18 protein-coding genes are annotated in these 19,279 nt (G+C 72.7%); 13 read left to right on the top strand and 5 right to left on the bottom strand.

Translation table 11 applies throughout. The annotated features are described in order from the left end of the window. The first annotated feature begins 111 nt into the window (after nt 1-111). From IE134_RS00980 to hutH, 5 genes are all read left to right on the top strand, one after another. Nucleotides 112-981: a biotin--[acetyl-CoA-carboxylase] ligase gene (locus IE134_RS00980; protein ID WP_030711030.1), complete on the top strand. Its 870-nt coding sequence runs from the start codon at nt 112-114 to the stop codon at nt 979-981. 271 nt (nt 982-1,252) lie between these two features. Beyond that, entirely contained in the window at nt 1,253-2,452 is a 1,200-nt protein-coding gene (locus tag IE134_RS00975; RefSeq protein WP_006127111.1) for an adenylate/guanylate cyclase domain-containing protein, read from the top strand. A 101-nt stretch (nt 2,453-2,553) separates the two neighbouring features. Next, nucleotides 2,554-3,366, top strand: coding sequence for an enoyl-CoA hydratase/isomerase family protein (locus IE134_RS00970; RefSeq protein ID WP_010058513.1), 813 nt, complete (start codon nt 2,554-2,556; stop codon nt 3,364-3,366). Nucleotides 3,367-3,469: 103 nt separating this feature from the next. After that, nucleotides 3,470-4,624, top strand: coding sequence for a GGDEF domain-containing protein (locus tag IE134_RS00965; RefSeq protein ID WP_030711032.1), 1,155 nt, complete (start codon nt 3,470-3,472; stop codon nt 4,622-4,624). 75 nt (nt 4,625-4,699) lie between these two features. Next, nucleotides 4,700-6,250 (top strand): histidine ammonia-lyase, encoded by a 1,551-nt coding sequence (hutH, locus tag IE134_RS00960; protein WP_030711034.1) that lies wholly within the window; start codon nt 4,700-4,702, stop codon nt 6,248-6,250. Nucleotides 6,251-6,331: 81 nt separating this feature from the next. On the opposite strand, the gene IE134_RS00955 is transcribed toward hutH, so the two are convergent. Further along, on the bottom strand, nt 6,332-6,631 hold the full coding sequence (locus tag IE134_RS00955; RefSeq protein WP_098018291.1) for a hypothetical protein: 300 nt from the start codon (nt 6,629-6,631) through the stop codon (nt 6,332-6,334). A gap of 107 nt (nt 6,632-6,738) precedes the next feature. Between IE134_RS00955 and IE134_RS00950 the strand changes: the two genes are divergently transcribed. From IE134_RS00950 to IE134_RS00935, 4 genes are all read left to right on the top strand, one after another. After that, entirely contained in the window at nt 6,739-7,188 is a 450-nt protein-coding gene (locus IE134_RS00950; protein ID WP_229823266.1) for a hypothetical protein, read from the top strand. A gap of 235 nt (nt 7,189-7,423) precedes the next feature. Beyond that, entirely contained in the window at nt 7,424-8,692 is a 1,269-nt protein-coding gene (locus tag IE134_RS00945; protein ID WP_030711040.1) for a L,D-transpeptidase, read from the top strand. A 242-nt stretch (nt 8,693-8,934) separates the two neighbouring features. Then, entirely contained in the window at nt 8,935-9,300 is a 366-nt protein-coding gene (locus IE134_RS00940) for a DUF1330 domain-containing protein (RefSeq protein ID WP_097882503.1), read from the top strand. 145 nt (nt 9,301-9,445) lie between these two features. Beyond that, nucleotides 9,446-10,993, top strand: coding sequence for a SpoIIE family protein phosphatase (locus tag IE134_RS00935; protein WP_126930861.1), 1,548 nt, complete (start codon nt 9,446-9,448; stop codon nt 10,991-10,993). Here IE134_RS00935 and IE134_RS00930 read toward each other — a convergent pair. After that, nucleotides 10,960-11,412, bottom strand: coding sequence for an RDD family protein (locus IE134_RS00930; protein WP_030711045.1), 453 nt, complete (start codon nt 11,410-11,412; stop codon nt 10,960-10,962). The two genes, IE134_RS00935 and IE134_RS00930, sit on opposite strands and share 34 nt — an antisense overlap. A 496-nt stretch (nt 11,413-11,908) precedes the next feature. On the opposite strand from IE134_RS00930, the gene gdhA reads away from it, so the two are divergent. Together gdhA and IE134_RS00920 are read left to right on the top strand one after the other, a co-directional pair. Continuing rightward, nucleotides 11,909-13,297, top strand: a complete 1,389-nt coding sequence (gene gdhA / locus IE134_RS00925; protein ID WP_030711047.1) for an NADP-specific glutamate dehydrogenase — start codon at nt 11,909-11,911, stop codon at nt 13,295-13,297. 162 nt (nt 13,298-13,459) lie between these two features. Beyond that, entirely contained in the window at nt 13,460-13,882 is a 423-nt protein-coding gene (locus IE134_RS00920) for a helix-turn-helix domain-containing protein (RefSeq protein WP_189429371.1), read from the top strand. Between the two features lie 51 nt (nt 13,883-13,933). On the opposite strand, the gene msrA is transcribed toward IE134_RS00920, so the two are convergent. Then, nucleotides 13,934-14,599, bottom strand: coding sequence for a peptide-methionine (S)-S-oxide reductase MsrA (msrA, locus tag IE134_RS00915; RefSeq protein WP_189429369.1), 666 nt, complete (start codon nt 14,597-14,599; stop codon nt 13,934-13,936). 75 nt (nt 14,600-14,674) lie between these two features. Beyond that, nucleotides 14,675-15,574, bottom strand: a complete 900-nt coding sequence (locus tag IE134_RS00910; protein ID WP_098895974.1) for a LysR family transcriptional regulator — start codon at nt 15,572-15,574, stop codon at nt 14,675-14,677. 99 nt (nt 15,575-15,673) lie between these two features. Here IE134_RS00910 and IE134_RS00905 point away from each other — a divergent pair, with 99 nt between their 5' ends. Continuing rightward, nucleotides 15,674-16,897 carry an MFS transporter gene (locus tag IE134_RS00905; protein ID WP_030711053.1) on the top strand — a complete coding sequence of 408 codons (1,224 nt, stop codon included), beginning with the start codon at nt 15,674-15,676 and terminating at the stop codon, nt 16,895-16,897. A 55-nt stretch (nt 16,898-16,952) separates the two neighbouring features. Here the strand turns inward: IE134_RS00905 and IE134_RS00900 are convergent, their stop codons facing one another. Further along, nucleotides 16,953-18,056, bottom strand: coding sequence for a hypothetical protein (locus tag IE134_RS00900; protein WP_030711055.1), 1,104 nt, complete (start codon nt 18,054-18,056; stop codon nt 16,953-16,955). 67 nt (nt 18,057-18,123) lie between these two features. On the opposite strand from IE134_RS00900, the gene IE134_RS00895 reads away from it, so the two are divergent. Beyond that, on the top strand, nt 18,124-19,269 hold the full coding sequence (locus tag IE134_RS00895) for a cystathionine gamma-synthase (RefSeq protein WP_010058492.1): 1,146 nt from the start codon (nt 18,124-18,126) through the stop codon (nt 19,267-19,269). Nucleotides 19,270-19,279 lie beyond the last annotated feature (10 nt).

The raw sequence follows: 19,279 nt of genomic DNA, 5'->3' as shown, positions 1-19,279 counted from the left end.
TACGGGCTCTGCTCTGGCGCTCTGTTCGTAACTCTGCGGTTACTGCCTCGTAGGGTATCGGCGCGCCTCCGGAAAGGCAGTGCGTCCTTTGCCACACCTAGGCTGGGTTGCATGACACCACCGGATGCGTCACACAACCGCTGGTCGGACCTCGACCGGCCCCCTCTCAACGCCACCGCGCTGCGCCGCGGGCTGCTGCGGCCGGACGCGCTGTGGACGTCGCTGGAGGTCGTGGAGTCCACCGGGTCCACCAACACCGACCTCGCCGAGCGGGCCCGCGCCGGGGCGGCGGCCGAGGGCACGGTGCTGGTCGCCGAGGAGCAGACCGCGGGGCGCGGGCGGCTGGAGCGGAGCTGGACCGCACCGCCCCGCTCCGGTCTCTTCTTCTCGGTCTACCTGGAGCCGGGCGACATCCCGGTGGAGCGGTGGGGGTGGGTGCCGCTGCTGGCCGGGGTCGCCGCCGCGACCGGGCTCGCCAAGTCGGCCGGTGTCGACATGTCGCTGAAGTGGCCCAACGACCTTCTCGTCTCGGTGGAGGGCGAGGAGCGCAAGACCGGCGGCATCCTCGGGGAGTTCGCCGGCGACGGCATCGTCGTCGGCCTCGGCATCAACGTCTCCCTGCGCGCCGAGGAACTGCCCGCCCCCACCGCGGGCTCCCTCGCCCTCGCCGGGGCGGTCTCCACCGACCGGGAGACCCTGCTGCGGGCCGTCCTGCGCTCGGTGGAGCACTGGTACGGCGCATGGAAGGCGGCCGACGGCGACGCGGCCGCGAGCGGGCTCCAGGCCGCCTACGCGGCGGGCTGCGCGACGCTCGACCGGAGGGTGCGGGCCGAACTGCCGGGGGGTGCGTCCCTGGTCGGCGAGGCGGTCGCGATCGACGGGGACGGCCGGCTGGTCCTCTCCACCGAGGACGGGCTCCAGCAGCCGGTGTCGGCCGGGGACATCGTCCACCTGCGCGGCGCGGCGGGCGGCCTGACCTGAGGCGGCCCTCGGCCCTCGACGGCGTACGGACCCGAGGTGGCCGCCCCCTCCGACGGCGTACGGACCCCAGGTGGCCGCCGCCCCGACGGCGTACGGACGTGAGAGCGCTTCCCCCGCAGTTGTCACGCGCGACGCACCCAGAACGGGCGACCAAGGACGTGAGCCAGAGCACACCTGCCGTATTGTTGAGGCGATCCAGCGACAGATCACTGTTGGGGCGATCAGCGACAGATCGGCAGGCAGTGCGCAGGGAACGGGCAGGAGGCGGCTGGTGACCGTCGGCGACACGTCGTCCGGCGCGGGTGAGGAGCCCGGGGCGGACTCCTCGGTCCACGCCACACCCCACCACGAGGTCGACCACACGGTGGAACCGACCGACGACCCCCTCGCCATCCGCCTCGAAGCGCTGATCCTGGGCGCCGACCGGCGCTACACGCCCTTCCAGGCGGCCCGGACCGCCGGGGTCTCGATGGATCTGGCCTCCCGGTTCTGGCGGGCCATGGGCTTCGCCGACATCGGCCAGGCCAAGGCGCTCACCGAGGCCGACGTGCTCGCCCTGCGGCGGCTCGCCGGTCTCGTCGAGGCGGGGCTGCTCAGCGAGCCGATGGCGATCCAGGTCGCCCGCTCCACCGGGCAGACCACCGCCCGGCTGGCCGAATGGCAGATCGACTCGTTCCTGGAGGGCCTGACCGAGCCGCCCGAGCCCGGCATGACCCGCACCGAGGTCACCTATCCGCTGGTCGAGCTGTTGCTCCCGGAGCTCCAGGAGTTCCTCGTCTACGTGTGGCGGCGCCAGCTGGCCGCCGCCACCGGCCGGGTCGTGCAGGCGGCGGACGACGAGGAGATGGTCGACCGGCGGCTCGCGGTCGGCTTCGCGGACCTCGTCGGCTTCACCCGGCTGACCCGGCGCCTGGAGGAGGAGGAGCTCGGCGAGCTGGTCGAGTCCTTCGAGACGACCGCGGCCGACCTGGTCGCCGCGCACGGCGGCCGGCTCATCAAGACCCTCGGCGACGAGGTCCTGTTCGCCGCCGACGACGCGGGCACGGCCGCCGAGATAGCGCTCCGGCTGATCGAGGCGATGTCCCAGGACGAGACGATGCCCGCCCTGCGCGTCGGCATCGCCTTCGGCACGGTCACCACCCGGATGGGCGATGTCTTCGGCACCACGGTGAACCTCGCCAGCCGGCTCACCTCGATAGCTCCGAAGGACGCCGTCCTGGTCGACGGGGCGTTCGCCAAGGAGCTCGTCCGCCACGGCGACGCCCCGGAGTCCGAGGCGCAGGCCGCCGAGGCCGTCGCGGCCGCCGCCGAGCGGGCCCGGCTCGCCGAGAAGGAGGGCCGCGAGCCCGACGACGAGCCGCCGCTGCCGACGTACCGCTTCGGGCTCCAGCCGATGTGGCAGCGCCCGGTGCGCGGGCTCGGCGTGGTGGAGCCGTGGCTGCTGGCCCGGCGCGGTAAGACCGGCTCCTGAGCCGTTACGGCTTCGCCCTGTCGGCGGTCCGGTGGTCCTGCATAGGATTCCTGCCGGGTAACGCTCGTTAACGGGCGCAGTCGACCGACAGGGGTGCAGCCATGACCGTCACGTCCGAGCAGCGGTTCGGGGAGTTCGTCGTCGTACGGCGGCACGAGGGGCAGGACCATGTCGCCGAGCTGGTCCTCGACCGCCCCAAGGCCATGAACGCCGTCTCCACCGACATGGCCCGCTCGATCGCCGCCGCCTGCGACGCGCTCGGCGCCGACCGGGACGTCCGGGCCACCGTCCTGACCTCCAGCCATGAGCGGGCCTTCTGCGTGGGCGCGGACCTGAAGGAGCGCAACTCCTTCTCCGACGCCGACCTCGTCCGCCAGCGGCCCACCGCTCGCGCCGCCTACACCGGGGTCCTGGAGCTGCCGATGCCGGTGATCGCCGCCGTGCACGGCTTCGCCCTCGGCGGCGGCTTCGAACTCGCCCTCGCCTGCGATGTGATCGTCGCCGACGCCACCGCCGTGGTCGGGCTGCCCGAGGTGTCCGTGGGCGTCATCCCGGGCGGCGGCGGTACGCAGTTGCTGCCGCGCCGGGTGGGTGCGGCCCGCGCCGCCGAGCTGGTGTTCAGCGCCCGCCGCGTCGAGGCCGCCGAGGCGCGCGAACTGGGGCTGGTGGACGAGCTGGTCGAGGCGGGCCGGGACCGCGAGGAGGCCCTCGCGCTGGGCGCCCGGATCGCCGCCAACTCGCCGGTCGGGCTGCGGGCGGCCAAGAAGGCGCTCCGGCTGGGACAGGGGCTCGATCTCCGGGCGGGCCTGGAGGTCGAGGACGCGGCCTGGCGGTCGGTGGCCTTCTCCGGCGACCGGGCGGAGGGCGTGGCCGCGTTCAACGAGAAGCGGCGCCCGGACTGGCCCGGCGAGTGACGACGCGCGTGCGTGACGCAGGGTGACGCACCGGTCGGAAATAGTTGAAATTAGTTACGCACCAAACTGATCAAAAGGGGACAAATCTACATAGGCTGTAGAAATGGGTGGTGACGACGAACGGCTCCGGGCCGTGGTTTCGCTGGCGCAGACCATGGCCGCGGCCTACACGCCGCGCGAATCGTGGCGGGCGGCGGCGCTGGGCGCCTGCGAGGCGTTGAGCGGGAGCTTCGCCGCGCTCTCCGTGTGGGAGCGGGACCGGGGCAGGCTGCGGGTGCTGGTGAACGCGGGGCAACGGGCCGAGGGGGAGGAGGAGTTCCCCGAGGAGGAGGCCTACCCGGTCCATGAGTTCCCGGAGATCACCGAGTTCCTGCACGAGCGCTGGGCCGGCGGCGGCGAACCCGACGCCTGGGTGGAGACCGCCGACGGGCTGGCCGGAGCCGGCGGTCCGGCGCGCGGCGCCCGCCCGTACTGCCACCAGCGGGTCGCCGCGCTGCGGCGGCGCGGCCGGGGCTGCTGCGTGGTCGCGCCGATCGTGCTGCACGGCCGGGCGTGGGGCGAGCTGTATGTGGCGCGGCCGGCCGGGCAGCCCGTCTTCGACCGGGCCGACGCCGACTTCGCGACCGTGCTCGCCGCCGTCGTGGCCTCCGGGATCGCCCAGACCGAACGCCTGGAGGAGGTCCGCAAGCTGGCCTTCACCGACCCGCTGACCGGCCTCGCCAACCGCCGCGCGGTCGACATCCAGCTCGACGAGGCCGTCGAGCGGCACCGGGTCGACGACACGGTCGTGAGCCTCGTCGTCTGCGACCTGAACGGCCTCAAGGCGGTGAACGACACCCACGGCCACGCCGTCGGCGACCGTCTGCTGGAACGTTTCGGCTCGGTGCTTTCGCTGTGCGGGGCGATGCTGCCGGAAGCGCTGGCCGCCCGGCTCGGCGGCGATGAGTTCTGCCTGCTCGCGGCGGGCCCGCCGGCCGACGCGGTGGTCGGGGTCGCCACCGAGCTCTGCGACCGGGCGGCGGTGATCGAGCTGGGCGACGGGGTCGCCTGCGGGGTCGCGTCGACCGGTGACCCGATCGGTCCTGTGCGCTCGGCGCGGCGGCTGTTCCGGCTCGCGGACGCCGCCCAGTACCGGGCCAAGGCCGCCCGCTCCAAGGGGCCTGTGGTGGCCGGGCGGGACGGCGAGGTCATCCGGCTCGCGGACTCCCCGCCGAAGTCCCCGCACGACCGGCGCAGGCTGCGCGGCAACCGGCCGTGAGCCCGCCGGTGCCGTAAGGGGCCCTGTACGGCAGCACTAGTGACATGGAGGGTTTCAGTCCGTACGCTGCTGAATATGGATATGCACACTGTCGTGGTGGGGACGTCCGGAACCACCGCCGAGGACGTCGTCGCCGTGGCCCGCCACGGCGCCCGGGTCGAGCTCTCCGCCGCCGCCGTGGACGCGCTCGCCGCCGCCCGTCTCATCGTGGACGCGCTCGCCGCCAAGCCCGAGCCGGTCTACGGCGTCTCCACCGGCTTCGGCGCCCTCGCCAGCCGTCACATCAGCCACGAGCTGAGGGCCCAGCTCCAGCGCAACATCGTCCGCTCGCACGCGGCCGGCATGGGCCCGCGCGTCGAGCGCGAGGTCGTCCGCGCGCTGATGTTCCTCCGGCTCAAGACGGTCGCCTCCGGCCACACCGGCGTACGCCCCGAGGTCGCGCAGACCATGGCGGACCTGCTGAACGCGGGCATCACGCCCGTCGTCCACGAGTACGGCTCGCTCGGCTGCTCCGGCGACCTCGCGCCCCTCTCGCACTGCGCGCTCACCCTGATGGGCGAGGGCGACGCGGAGGGCCCCGACGGCACGGTCCGCCCGGCCGGCGAACTGCTCGCCGCCCACGGCATCGCCCCGGTGGAGCTGGCCGAGAAGGAGGGCCTCGCCCTCCTCAACGGCACCGACGGCATGCTCGGCATGCTGGTCATGGCCCTCGCCGACCTGAAGAACCTCTACACCTCCGCCGACATCACCGCCGCCCTCTCCCTGGAGGCGCTGCTCGGCACGGACAAGGTCCTCGCCCCTGAGCTGCACGCCATCCGCCCGCACCCCGGTCAGGGCGTCAGCGCGGACAACATGCTGCGGGTGCTGGCCGGTTCGGGCCTGACGGGCCATCACCAGGACGACGCGCCCCGGGTCCAGGACGCCTACTCCGTACGCTGCGCCCCCCAGGTCAACGGCGCGGGCCGCGACACCCTCGACTACGCGGCCGTCGTCGCGGGCCGCGAACTGGCCTCCTCCGTCGACAACCCGGTGGTGCTCCCCGACGGCCGGGTCGAGTCCAACGGCAACTTCCACGGGGCGCCCGTCGCGTACGTCCTGGACTTCCTCGCGATCGTCGCCGCCGACCTCGGCTCCATCTGCGAACGCCGCACCGACCGGCTGCTCGACAAGAACCGCTCGCACGGCCTGCCGCCGTTCCTCGCGGACGACGCCGGGGTCGACTCGGGCCTGATGATCGCGCAGTACACCCAGGCCGCCCTGGTCAGCGAGATGAAGCGGCTCGCGGTCCCCGCGTCCGCCGACTCCATCCCGTCCTCCGCGATGCAGGAGGACCACGTCTCCATGGGCTGGTCCGCCGCGCGCAAGCTCCGTACCGCCGTGGACAACCTGGCCCGGATCGTCGCCGTCGAACTGTACGCGGCGACCCGCGCCGTCGAACTGCGCGCCGCCGAGGGCCTCGTCCCCGCCCCCGCCTCGCAGGCCGCCGTGGCCGCGCTGCGGGCCGCCGGAGCCGAGGGCCCGGGCCCGGACCGCTTCCTCGCGCCGGACCTGGCCGCCGCCGACACGTTCGTACGGGAAGGACGCCTGGTAGCGGCCGTGGAGCCGGTCACCGGGCCGCTGGCCTGATCCGGGTCCCGTACGCGTACGGAGGAGGGTCCCCGCGCCGGGGGGTGCGGGGACCCTCCTCGTATGCCTGCGCGTACCGGGTCAGTAGGCCGAGCGCGTCCCGGAGTGGCGCACCGAGTACGTGACGAAGCCCGCGCCGATGCCCAACAGGGCGGTACCGCCGATGAGATACGGGGTGGTGTCCAGACCCGGACCGGTGTCGGCGAGGCGCGCCCCGGAGGCGTCGTCGGCCTTCCCGGCGGTCCGGTCGGATGTGGCGGCCGGGCCGCCCTGCTGCTCGGCGTTCTCACCGGTCGCGTTGGCCGACGGGACGAACCAGAGAGCGGCCAGCAGTGTGCCTGCGGCGGTGGCGGTCAGCAGTGTGCGACGAGCGACGGACACAGATTCGATCCCCTTGCGACAACCATGAGTTAGCCCCGTGGGCCGATGCTAAGCAAAGCAGCGGGTCGGTGGAAAGTCGTGGCCCCGCCGGGCCGTACGCTCCGGCCATGAGCACAGATGAGACATCCAGGTTTGTTCGACTTCGGGTCGAGATGGTGCTGGAGGTCACCGACCTCGACGCCCTGACCGGTACCGCCCTCGAATCGATCGCCGCCGAGTACGGGGAGCCCGTCGCCGGCGTCGGCGGGAGCGAGTCCGCCGAGGAGCGGATGCATGCCGAGGCCACGGTCCGGGCAGACGGTGCAGAGGCCCTCGCTTCACTGGTCGACCCCTTCGACCTGGTCAGCGAGGTGCCGGGGGTCGAGCTCGCGCAGGCCTCCTGGAGCAGCGAGTCCATCGAGTACGACCCCGACGCGGAGGGCTGGGACGACGCGGACGACGGCGAGGAGGGTCTCTTCCTGCCGCGGGACGCGGACGACGAGGAGGGGTACGGCGACACGGTCGCGCACAATGGGAAGAACGACGGCGAGGACGGTGACCCCGCGCAGCGGGTGTGACGTGTGAGAACACCGGCCCCGGCCCCGCTCTGCTGCGGACCGGGGCCGCGCCGTGCGGCGGAGGAAACCGGGGCCCTGCAACGGGAACCATGACCGCCGGGGCGGCGTCGATGAGTGGTGTTCCCCACATCTGTCGAGGATGCGGAACGGACCGCCCTTTCCGGGTGTTCTTGGAACATTGACGGGGAATGCCGCCTGGCGGTCCCGTCCGGGGATTTTGGGGAAATCGGCAACGATGGAGAAGCGTGTGATGACGGACAGCAAGCGGCGCAAGGGCCTCGTGGCCGTGTCCGCACTGCTCGGCGGCGTGCTGGTGCTTTCGGCCTGTACCGACGACGGCGACAAGGGTGGCAAGGCGAACACCGGCACCTCGGAGTCCTCGCAGCAGGACGTCGACAAGGCGGCAGCCGCGGACGCCTCCGAGGCGCAGATAGCGATCAAGCCGAAGAACGGCGCCACCAACGCCAGCATCAACAACGCGGCCCAGGTCACCGTCACCAAGGGCAAGCTGACCAAGGTCGTCATGACGACGCAGGACGGCGCCCCGGTCGAGGGCACGCTGGCGGCCGACGGCTCCAGCTGGAAGCCCACGGACCAGCTGGAGCGCTCCACCACGTACAAGATCGACGCGACGGCGGCCGACTCGAAGGGCCGCGAGGCCCACGAGAACAGCTCCTTCACCACCGTCTCGCCCGACAACAGCTTCATCGGGAACTTCACCCCCGAGGACGGCTCCACGGTCGGCGTCGGGATGCCCGTCTCGATCAACTTCAACAAGGCGATCACGGACAAGAAGGCCGTCCAGGACGGCATCACCGTGACCTCCAGCAGCGGCCAGGAGGTCGTGGGCCACTGGTTCAACGGCCAGCGCCTGGACTTCCGCCCGCAGGACTACTGGCAGGGCGGCTCCACCGTCACCCTGAAGCTGGCGCTCGACGGCGTCGAGGGCGCGGACGGCGTCTTCGGCGTCCAGCAGAAGACCGTCACCTTCAAGATCGGCCGCAACCAGGTCTCCACCGTCGACGCGAAGACCAAGCAGATGACGGTCACCCGCGACGGCAAGACGATCAAGACGATCCCGATCTCCGCGGGCTCCCCCGACAACCCCACGTACAACGGTCAGATGGTGATCTCCGAGAAGCACAAGGAGACCCGGATGAACGGCGCCACCGTCGGCTTCACCGATGACGACGGCAAGGGCGAGTACGACATCAAGGACGTGCCGCACGCCATGCGCCTGTCCACGTCGGGGACCTTCATCCACGGCAACTACTGGGGCAAGGGCATCTTCGGCAACGCCAACACCAGCCACGGCTGCGTGGGCCTCGCCGACGTGAAGGGCGCGAACGACCCCAACGCCCCCGGCGCCTGGTTCTACGACAACTCGATGGTCGGCGACGTGGTCATCGTCAAGAACTCCCCGGACAAGACGATCACCCCGGACAACGGCCTCAACGGCTGGAACATGAGCTGGGCGGAGTGGACGGCCGGCTCCCAGGCCTGATCCACCCCACCGGCTCCCCTCCCGGTCCGCCGGTCCCCCTTCTCCGCACCACCCCGTCCCCGCCCGAAGGCGGCGGCCCCGGAAACCCCGGGACCGCCGCCTTCGGCGTGTCCGGGCCCGGCCGGGCCCGTCGCGCATGACCTCCGCATGACCTCCGAGGTAATCGACGGTCTCCGCCCCGCCCGGCAGCATCGAGGGTGTCCAGGGGAGCCACCCCGACCATCCTTCCGGAGGGCCCGATCATGACCGCGTACGCCATCGTTCACCTGCACCCCGCCGACGGCCCCGTCGAGGACGAGGTGCTGAACTACATCGAGCGGGTCCAGGCCACCTTCGAGCCCTACGGAGGCCGCTTCCTGGTGCACGGCGCCGAGGTGGAGGTGGTGGAGGGGGCCTGGCCGGGCGCGGTGGTCATGGTGGGCTTTCCCGGGGTGGCGGAGGCCCGCGCCTGGTACGCGTCCCCGGCCTACCAGGAGATCCTGCCGCTGCGCACCCGGCATCTGGCCGGTGACATGGTGATCGTTCCCGGCGTCGGCCCGGAGTACGACGCGCCGGCCACGGCGGCGGCGATGCGGGCGGCGCGGGACCGTACGGCGCAGGGGGTCTGAGACCAGGATCGGCCCGCGGCTCCCGCTCCTGGGCTGCCCACCCAGGTCGCGAGGGGGACAATGGAGCAGCCGGGAGACCGGTGTCGGCACATGGTCCGCACCGGCGGACGACAGCCGGAACGGGGGGCTGGGAGGAGCCTGGGCCATGGGTGCCACCGAGCGTTTCCCGGGCGATCCCGGCTCTTCGGCCGTGGCGCCGTCGGACCCCGGTGGTCTGCTGGATGTGCTGAACGTGGCCGCTGTCCTCCTGAACGCCGAAGGCAGGATCGACCTCTGGAGCCCCCAGGCCGAGATCCTTTTCGGCTACAGCGCCGAGGAGGCCCTGGGCAAGTACGCGGGCCATCTGCTGATCGACAAGGAACACCTCGACACGGTGCTGGCGCTGTTCTCCCAGGTCATGGACGACGGCGAGAGCTGGGCGGGCGTCTTTCCCGTCCGGCGCAAGGACGGCAGCACGCGGGTGGTCGAGTTCCGCAACATGCGGCTGCAGGACGACCAGCGCGAATACTGGGCCCTGGGTCTTGCCACCGACCGGACGACGCTGCGGCGGGTGGAGCGAAACCTGGCCCTGTCCGCCCAGCTGGTGTCCCAGGCACCGATCGGGCTGGCCATGCTGGACACCGACCTCCGGTACATCTCCGTCAACCCCGCGGAGGAACGGATGAACGGTGTGCCTGCCGCCGAGCACGTCGGCCGGCACGTCCGTGAGGTGCTGCCCTTCCTCGACGCGGCCTTCGAAGGTGCCATGCGCGAGGTCCTGGCCACCGGGACACCGATCGTGGACCAGTACACCGTGGGCCGTACGCCGGCCGACCCGGACCATGACCACGCCTGGTCGATCTCGTTCTACCGGCTCGAATCCTCCGACGGGAGAGTCCTCGGGGTCGCCACCTCCAGCGTCGATGTCACCGATCGGCATCACGCCGTGGAGGAACAGCGCCAAACCGCCCTCACCCTCCAGCGCAGCCTGCTGCCCCACCCGCCCGCACAGCGGCCGGGGCTGGAGGTCGCCTTCCGCTACCGCCCCGCCCAGGCGACGATCGAGATCGGCGGGGACTGGTTCGACGTCATTCCCCTGGCCGGCGACAAGACCGCCCTCGTCGTCGGCGACGTCATGGGCAGCGGTGTGACAGCCGCCGCCACCATGGGACAGCTGCGCACCGCCACGAGAACCCTGGCCGATCTCGATCTGCCCCCGGCCCGGGTCCTGCACCACCTCGACCACATCACGGACGGCCTCGACACCATCGCGACCTGCGTCTACGCCGTCTTCGATCCCCGCACCGAGCGATGCGACCTGTCCGTTGCCGGGCACCTGCCGCCCGTCCTCCTGCGCCCGGACGGCAGACGCGAGCTGCTCGACCTGCCCACCGGCGCGCCCTTGGGAGGCTGCGGCGTCTCCTTCGAATCCACCTCCATCGATTTCGAGCGGGGAGACCAGCTCGTCCTCTACACCGACGGCCTCGTCGAGACGCGCGACCAGCCGATCGACGCACGCCTGAACGCTCTCCTCGACGTTCTCGACGACCCCCACCGTTCGCTGGACGCCACCTGCGACCTGCTTCTGCACACCCTGCGGCACAGCGGAGAGCGCGACGACGTGGCTCTGCTCATCGCCCGGGCCGGTCCCGGCCGCGCAGGGCGAGGCGAGGGGCAGGATCAGTCCGTACGCCCCCGCACCGCCGCCCGGTAGGACCGCAGATCGCTGCGTCGCACCTGGCGTACCCCCGCGAGGTCCTCGTACGGCTCCACAGGGCGTCCCGCGGGGCGCTCGGGGCCGCCGCCGGCCGCCGCCGGGCCGCGGAGCCGGCGCCAGGGCTGGAGCGGCAGCCAGAAGAGCCCGTACAGCCAGCGCAGCACCAGCCTGCGGAAGCCCGGCCGGCCCGCGTCGGGCAGCCGGATCACCCGGACGCCCATGATCAGTTTTCCGGCGCTCGCCCGGACGGCCATGGTCAGCAGCACCTGGTTGGCGAACGACAACACGATCAGCTGGACGACCAGCAGGGCGATCGCGCGCCCCGTCCCGCCGGAGGCCAGGCAGGACCGCACGAGCAGCCCGACAGCCAGCAGGCACAGATAGGCGTCGAGCCCGACCGCCAGGTACCGGCGCATGTCCGCCGTGCCCTTGGGCAGGCGCGGCTGCCTGCGGGGCCCCGGGGCGGGATGGGAGGAGGGGCGGGCGTAGGCCGGATACGCCGCTCGCGCGGGCGCCTGCACGGGGGGCGGCGGGGGAGGCGCCGGACGGGACCTCGGCGGGCCGTTCCCGGCCCGGTGCGCCCCGCGCGACGCCCGTAACTCGTCAGGAGGCTGCCCTCTCCGACGCCCCCGTGGCTTGGTCATGGGGGCATCATGACTGATCGTCAGGCGGGGTGTCCCCGTTCCTGACGGGTAACAAGCACGCCGGCCCCTGGTTTCACCGGACCCCCACGGTCCACTCGACGGGGCCTCGCCGCGGTTACGGGTCCGGAAGCGGGGGAAACGCCTGATCATGGCCACTATGTGGATGGCCCTCGAAGATCATCGGACAGCGTTGGACAATCGGACCGGTGGCGCCCTCCGGGACGGGGGCGCCGACGCGCACGAGCCGACCACGGAAGGTCTTGATCAGATGCCGGTCATCCCCGACTCGCCCGACTCCGCCCGCACGCAGGACGCCGCAGCCCGTGTCATCGAGCCGCTCTACGCGGAGATCCTCCGCCGCAACCAGGGTGAGCAGGAGTTCCACCAGGCGGTCCGAGAAGTCCTGGAGACGCTCGGTCCGGTGCTGACGCAGCGCCCCGAGTTCGTCGACGCCCGCATCATCGAGCGCATATGCGAGCCGGAGCGCCAGCTGATCTTCCGGGTGCCGTGGTCGGACGACTCCGGCGACATCCACGTCAACCGCGGCTTCCGGGTGGAGTTCTCCAGCTCGCTCGGCCCCTACAAGGGCGGCCTGCGCTTCCACCCCTCGGTCAACCTCGGCATCGTGAAGTTCCTCGGCTTCGAGCAGATCTTCAAGAACGCCCTCACCGGCATGCCCATCGGCGGCGGCAAGGGCGGCGCGGACTTCGACCCCAAGGGCCGGTCCGACGCCGAGATCATGCGGTTCTGTCAGTCCTTCATGACCGAACTCCACCGCCACCTGGGCGAGTACACGGACGTGCCCGCCGGCGACATCGGCGTCGGCGGCCGGGAGATCGGCTACCTCTTCGGCCAGTACAAGCGCATCACCAACCGCTACGAGTCCGGCGTCCTCACCGGCAAGGGCCTCGGCTGGGGCGGCGCCCAGGCCCGTACGGAGGCCACCGGCTACGGCACGGTCCTGTTCACCGCCGAGATGCTGCGCAGCCGGGGCGAGTCCCTGGAGGGCCAGACCGTCGCGGTCTCCGGCTCGGGCAACGTGGCCATCTACGCCGTCGAGAAGGCCCAGCAGCTCGGCGCGACCGTCATCACCTGCTCGGACTCCGGCGGTTACGTCGTCGACGAGAAGGGCATCGACCTCGCCCTCCTCAAGGAGATCAAGGAGGCCGGCCGGGGCCGGGTCTCCGAGTACGCCGAACGGCGCGGCTCCCACGCCCGGTTCGTGCCCGGTACGGGCGTGTGGTCGGTCCCCGTGGACGTGGCCCTGCCCTGCGCCACGCAGAACGAACTCCACGAGGCCGACGCGCTGAACCTCGTACGCAACGGGGTCAAGGCGGTCGCGGAGGGCGCCAACATGCCCACCACGCCGGAGGCGGTCCGCATCCTCCAGGAAGCGGGCGTCGCCTTCGCCCCGGGCAAGGCGGCCAACGCGGGCGGGGTCGCGACGAGCGCGCTGGAGATGCAGCAGAACGCGTCGCGCGACTCGTGGACCTTCGCCCACACCGAGGAGCGCCTCGCCGAGATCATGCGGCACATCCACGACTCCTGCTACACGACGGCGGAGCGCTACGGCAGCCCCGGCAACTACGTGGTCGGCGCGAACATCGCCGGCTTCGAGCTGGTCGCGGACGCGATGCTGGCCCAGGGGCTGATCTGACGGACGCGGGGGGCGATGCGGGCCGGGGAGGGGCCGGCGCCTCCCCTGTCCGCCCGCTCCTCGGACACAGCCGCCTGTCACGGAACTTCGCCGACAGCAGATCCGCCCGCAGCGCAACGCCCGCCCCGTGCCGAGGGGGCGCCGCGCTCCTAATCTGGGACGGTGACCATCCGAGCGACGAACCAGGCCGACGTGATCCCCCTGCGCCCGCTCCCGACGGCGGCGGACCCGGCACCCCAGGCCCCGCCCCGGGAGCCGCTCTGGCGCGACCTCGTCGGGGAGGTGCTGCGCCGCGAACGCCGGGCGCAGGGAAGGACGTTGAAGGACGTGTCCGAGGCGTCCCGGATCTCCATGGCGTACCTCTCCGAGGTGGAGCGCGGCCGCAAGGAGGCCTCCTCGGAGGTACTGGCCGCCGCCGCCCAGGCGCTGGCCGGTGAGCGGCTGGTGAGCCTTACGGCGGCCCGCACCCGGAGCCGGTCCCGGGCGCTGGGGACCGCGGGCAGTCACCGGTCGGTACGGACGACAGGACCGGTCGGCGCGACCGGCCCTGCGGGTCCGATGGGCGGCGTGCTGCTGGCGGCCTGAGCGACGGGCGGCGGCGTGCTGTCGGCTGCCGCCGGGACGCGAGGCCCTGGCTCAGCCCTCGGCCGGGGCCACGCCGATCGGGCAGGAGACGCCCGTGCCGCCGATGCCGCAGTAGCCGCCCGGGTTCTTGTCCAGGTACTGCTGGTGGTACGCCTCCGCCGGCCAGAACGGGCGGCCCTCGGCCGGGAGGATCTCCGTGGTGATCTCCTTGTGGCCCGAGGCCGTCAGGACCTTCTGGTACGCCTCACGGGAGGCGTCGGCCGCCGCTGCCTGGGCGGGGGAGTGGGTGTAGACCGCGGAGCGGTACTGGGTGCCCACGTCGTTGCCCTGGCGGAAGCCCTGGGTCGGGTTGTGCGACTCCCAGAACAGCTTCAGCAGCTCTTCGTACGACACGACGGCCGGGTCGAAGACGACGCGTACCGCCTCCGTGTGCCCGGTCAGGCCCGAGCAGGCCTCCTCGTAGGTGGGGTTCTCCGTGTAGCCGCCCTGGTAGCCGACCAGCGTCGTCCACACGCCCTCCGTCTGCCAGAACTTCCGCTCCGCGCCCCAGAAACAGCCCAGCGCGAAGTCCGCCACCTCCAGGCCCTCCGGATACGGGCCCACCAGCGGGTTGCCGAGGACCGTGTGGCGGGAGGGGACGGTGAATTCGGGGACGGGGCGGCCGCGCAGGGCCTGCTCCGGGGTGGGGAGCACGGGGGTGCGGCGGTTCAGGAACATGCGGGGCTCCTCCGGGGGGTCGGTGTTCGGTACGTACAACAAGGGAGCAGCCGCCGGGATTCCGGGGCCCGCCACTCAACCAGTGGCCTCGGCGACGTCTGCCAGGGCCCGGGCGAAGCCCCGCGTCCGGGCCGTCTCGTGGTTCCGGTGCCACACCAGCGCGAGGGAGGACTCCGGGAGGCCGGTCACCGGGACGAAGGTCACCGCGTGGCTGCCGTAGTAGTCGGCCGTCGGGTCGCACAGCAGCATCCCGCCCCGGCCCGCCCGCACCAGGGCGAGACCCTCCTGCAGGCTTCCCACCGCCGGCCCCGCCGGGATCGCGCGGCCACCGGGCGTGACGACCGGCGCCTGGGCCAGCCGCCAGTACTCCGGGGCCGCCCCGGAGACGCCGATGAGCGGGCAGCCCGCCAGGTCCTCGGCGTCGATGCCGGGGCGGCGCGCGTACGGATGCCGGTCGGAGACGGCCAGGGCCAGCGGCCGGGCGGAGAATACCGGGCCGAGCACCAGCGCGTCGTCCCGGACCGGCATCAGCACCACCGCCGCGTCCACCTCGCCCCGGTGCACCGCGCCGAACGGATCGGAGAGAGGTATCTCCACGATCTCGGCGGCGCAGTCGGGATGCCCGCCCCGGAACGCCGTGACCGCCCGCATGAACGGGTCGTTCGCCGTCCCCTGGAAGCCGATGCGGAACACCCCGCCCACGCCGCGCGCCGCCTCCCGGACCTCCTCGATCGTCTCCACGATCGCGTCGAAAGCCGGCCGCACCCCCGCGTGCAGCCGCTCGCCGAGCGGGGTGAGCCGGACCCGACGGCTCGTGCGGTCGACCAGCCGTCCGCCGATCCTGCTCTCCAGCGCCCGCAGCAGCTGGCTGATCCGGCTCTGCGAGAGATAGAGGCGCTCCCCGGCCCGGCCGAAGTGGAGCTCGTCGGCCAACGCCAGGAAGGCCTCCAGCTCCCGGATCTCCGGATTGCTCATCCGTTCCCCGCCTCCCTGGTCCGGATCGATGAGTCCAGCTCATAGAAGGATGAGCAGTCGGCCGTTGTTCCCGGTCTCCGGCCCCGATTGGCTGGGGACATGACGCAGGTTCAGGAATCCTCAGGCGGCCGGGCCGCCCGCCCGGCACCCCGGCGCGACGGCTGGCCCGGTGTGGCCGCCCTCGCGCTCGGCACGTTCACCGTGGTCACCTCCGAGATGCTGCCCGTCGGGCTGCTCACACCGATGGGCCGCTCGCTAGGCGTCCCCGAGGGCGTGGCCGGACTGACGCTGACCATCACGGGCCTCGTCGCGGCGCTCTCGGCTCCCGCCCTCGTCCCGCTGCTCGGCCGCGCCGACCGGCGTACGGCTCTGTGCGTGCTGGTCGCCGTACTGGTCGTCGGGAACCTCGGTGCGGCCTGGGCGCCCGACTTCGCGACCATGGTCGTCGCCCGTGTCCTGGTCGGCGTCGGCATGGGCGGCGTCTGGGCCGTCGCGGCCGGACTCGCGGTCCGCCTGGTCCCGGCGAAGTCCGCGGGCACGGCCACGTCCCTCGTCTTCAGCGGTATCGCCGTCGCGTCCGTGCTCGGCGTTCCGGCCGGAACGTACCTCGGGGACCTCGCCGGCTGGCGGGCCGCGTTCCTGGCGGCCGCCGGTCTCGGGGCCGTGGTGCTGGTCGCCGCGGCGCTCCTGCTGCCCCGGCTGCCCGCGGAGCGCACCGTCCCCTTCGGGGGTGCGCTGTGGTTGGCCCGCGACCCCCGGCTGCGTACGGGACTCCTCGTCGTCGGCTTCCTCGTCACCGGGCACTTCGCGGCGTACACGTACATCAGGCCGGTCCTGGAGGACGTCTCGGGCGTCGGCGCGGGCACGATCGGTGTCCTGCTCCTGGTGTACGGGATCGCCGGCGTGGCCGGGAACTTCCTCGCCGGGGCCGGGGCGGCCCGCTCCCCGCGCACCACGCTGCTGGTGATCGGCACGGTCCTGGCGCTCACCGTGGCCGCGCTGCCGTGGCTGGGCGGTTCCCCCGCCCTCGCGGCCGTCCTGATGGTGCTCTGGGGCCTGGGCTACGGCGGTGTCTCGGTGAGCACGCAGACCTGGGTGCTGCTCGCCGCCCCCGACGCCCGCGAGGCCGCCTCCTCGCTGTTCGTCGGGGTGTTCAACGCGGCCATCGCGCTCGGGGCGCTGGCCGGCGGGCTGGTGGCGGACGGCGTCGGCGTCACGGCGGTCACGGTGACGGGCGCGGCGCTCGTGGCGGGTGCGCTGGTGACCACGGCGGCGGGCCGGGCCCCCGTGCCCGAGGCGCCCGCCGTACCCGGGAAGGCCTGACCCCGCCGCGACGGCCCCGGCCCCGCCCCCGCCAGGCCATGAAGCCGTACGGAGATCAGTGCGGCAGCGTCGCCGGGCTGCCGCCGTTCGCCTCGTACCCCGCGACCGCCAGCGCCCGGTAGACCGTGTACTGCGCGGCCGGGTCCGGCTCCGCCGTCCACGGCAGGGCGCCCACGTGGCCGTCGATCCGGATCAGCTGGTGCATCGCCTCCGACCAGCGCTCCATGTGCACCAGGAACAGCACCAGGAGGTGGCGGACATGGGCCAGCATCGGGTCGTCCTGGCGTGCCGCGTGCACCGCGAACATCGCGCCCTCGACCGCCTTCGTCACCACCTGGCTGCGGTAGAAGCCCTGCACCAGGTTGACCTCCGGCAGGTGCTCGTACACCGCGAACAGCGGCAGCGCCGCCAGCAGCGAACCCTGCGGGGCGCGGGCGGCGGCGGCCGTGGCGAAGGCCTCGGCGTCCTTGCGCGAACCGTGCCACCGCTCGGAGTGGAAGTGCAGCGCCGCGATGTGCGCGCCCATGTGCGCCGGGGCCCGGTCGATGATCTTCGCCCACAGTTGGTCGAACTGCTCGGGGGTGTAGCCCAGGCCCCGGGCCACCGCCAGCTCCACGATGTACGGCACGGGGTCGCCCGGCGCGAGCAGCGCCGCCTCGCCGCAGACCGTACGGGCCTCCTCCAGGATGATCCGGAAGTCGTCGCTGCCCGCGGCCGATGACCGCCACGCCTGCTGCACCAGGAACTCCGCGTGCACCGCCGCGCCGCCCGCGTCCTTCGGCGACTCCGCGCGCCAGGCCCGCAGCCACGAGCCGCCCTTGCCCGGCTGCTGCGCCAGCTCCAGCGAGGCCGCGCCCGCGAAGGCCTGGATCCGCTGCCAGCGCACCTCGCCCTCCTTCGGCGTCCCGGCCAGCAGTTGGGAGGCCGCCTGCCACTGCTGGGTGCCCTGGACGACGTCGAGCACGTCCAGGAGGTCCTGGTCGGGGCCCGGCATCCGGACGTCCAGCTCCTCCTGGCGGGCGAAGCCGTACGTGTCCGGGTCGGCGGCGTCCGGCGAACCGGGGGCGACCTGGCGGATACCGCCCCGGCGGCGCATCAGCCAGGGGCCGATGACCGCCGCGAGCATGCACATCGCGAGCAGGAACAACAGAATCTCCATGGCTCCATTGTCACCGGAGCGGCGAGTGGCCGGTAAGGGCCTCCGCCAGGAACTACGCTCGGGCCTCATGAGCGACCAGCACAGCTTCGAAACCCTCGCCATCCACGCGGGGAACACCGCCGACCCCCTCACCGGCGCGGTGGTTCCGCCGATCTACCAGGTCTCCACGTACAAGCAGGACGGCGTGGGCGGACTGCGCGGCGGATACGAGTACAGCCGCAGCGCCAACCCGACCCGTACGGCCCTGGAGGAGAACCTCGCGGCCCTCGAAGGCGGCCGCCGCGGTCTCGCCTTCGCCTCCGGTCTCGCCGCCGAGGACTGCCTCCTGCGTACGCTGCTGACCCCCGGCGACCACGTGGTCATCCCGAACGACGCCTACGGCGGCACGTTCCGGCTGTTCGCGAAGGTCGCCGCGCGGTGGGGCGTGGAGTTCTCGGTGGCCGACACCTCGGACGTGGCCGCCGTACGGGCCGCGATCACCCCGCGCACCAAGGCGGTCTGGGTGGAGACCCCGTCCAACCCGCTGCTCGGCATCACCGACATCGCCGCCGTCGCCCAGGTCGCGCACCAGGCCGGGGCGCGCCTCGTCGTCGACAACACCTTCGCCTCGCCGTACCTCCAGCAGCCGCTGGCGCTCGGCGCGGACGTCATCGTGCACTCCACGACCAAGTACATGGGCGGCCACTCCGACGTCGTCGGCGGCGCGCTCGTCGTCAGCGACCCGGAGCTCGCCGAGGAACTGGCCTTCCACCAGAACGCCATGGGCGCGGTCGCCGGTCCCTTCGACGCCTGGCTCGTGCTGCGCGGCATCAAGACGCTCGCCGTCCGCATGGACCGGCACACCGAGAACGCCACGAAGGTCGCCGACCTGCTGACCCGGCACCCCAAGGTCTCCCAGGTCCTCTACCCGGGCCTGCCCGAGCACCCCGGGCACGAGGTCGCCGCCAAGCAGATGAAGGCCTTCGGCGGCATGGTGTCCTTCCGTGTCGCGGCCGGTGAGGAGGCGGCGGTCGAGGTCTGCAACCGCGCGAAGCTCTTCACGCTCGGCGAGTCCCTCGGCGGCGTGGAGTCGCTGATCGAGCACCCGGGCCGGATGACGCACGCCTCCGTCGCGGGCTCCCTGCTGGAGGTCCCGGCCGACCTGGTCCGGATCTCCGTCGGCATCGAGAACGGCGACGACCTGCTCGCCGACCTCACGCAGGCACTGGGCTGATCCAGCACCC

The sequence above is a fragment of the Streptomyces rubiginosohelvolus genome, assembly GCF_014649875.1.
Classification (GTDB): Bacteria; Actinomycetota; Actinomycetes; order Streptomycetales; family Streptomycetaceae; genus Streptomyces; species Streptomyces rubiginosohelvolus.
Note: the sequence above shows the minus strand (reverse complement) of the source record. Positions and strands in the feature narration are given on the sequence as shown.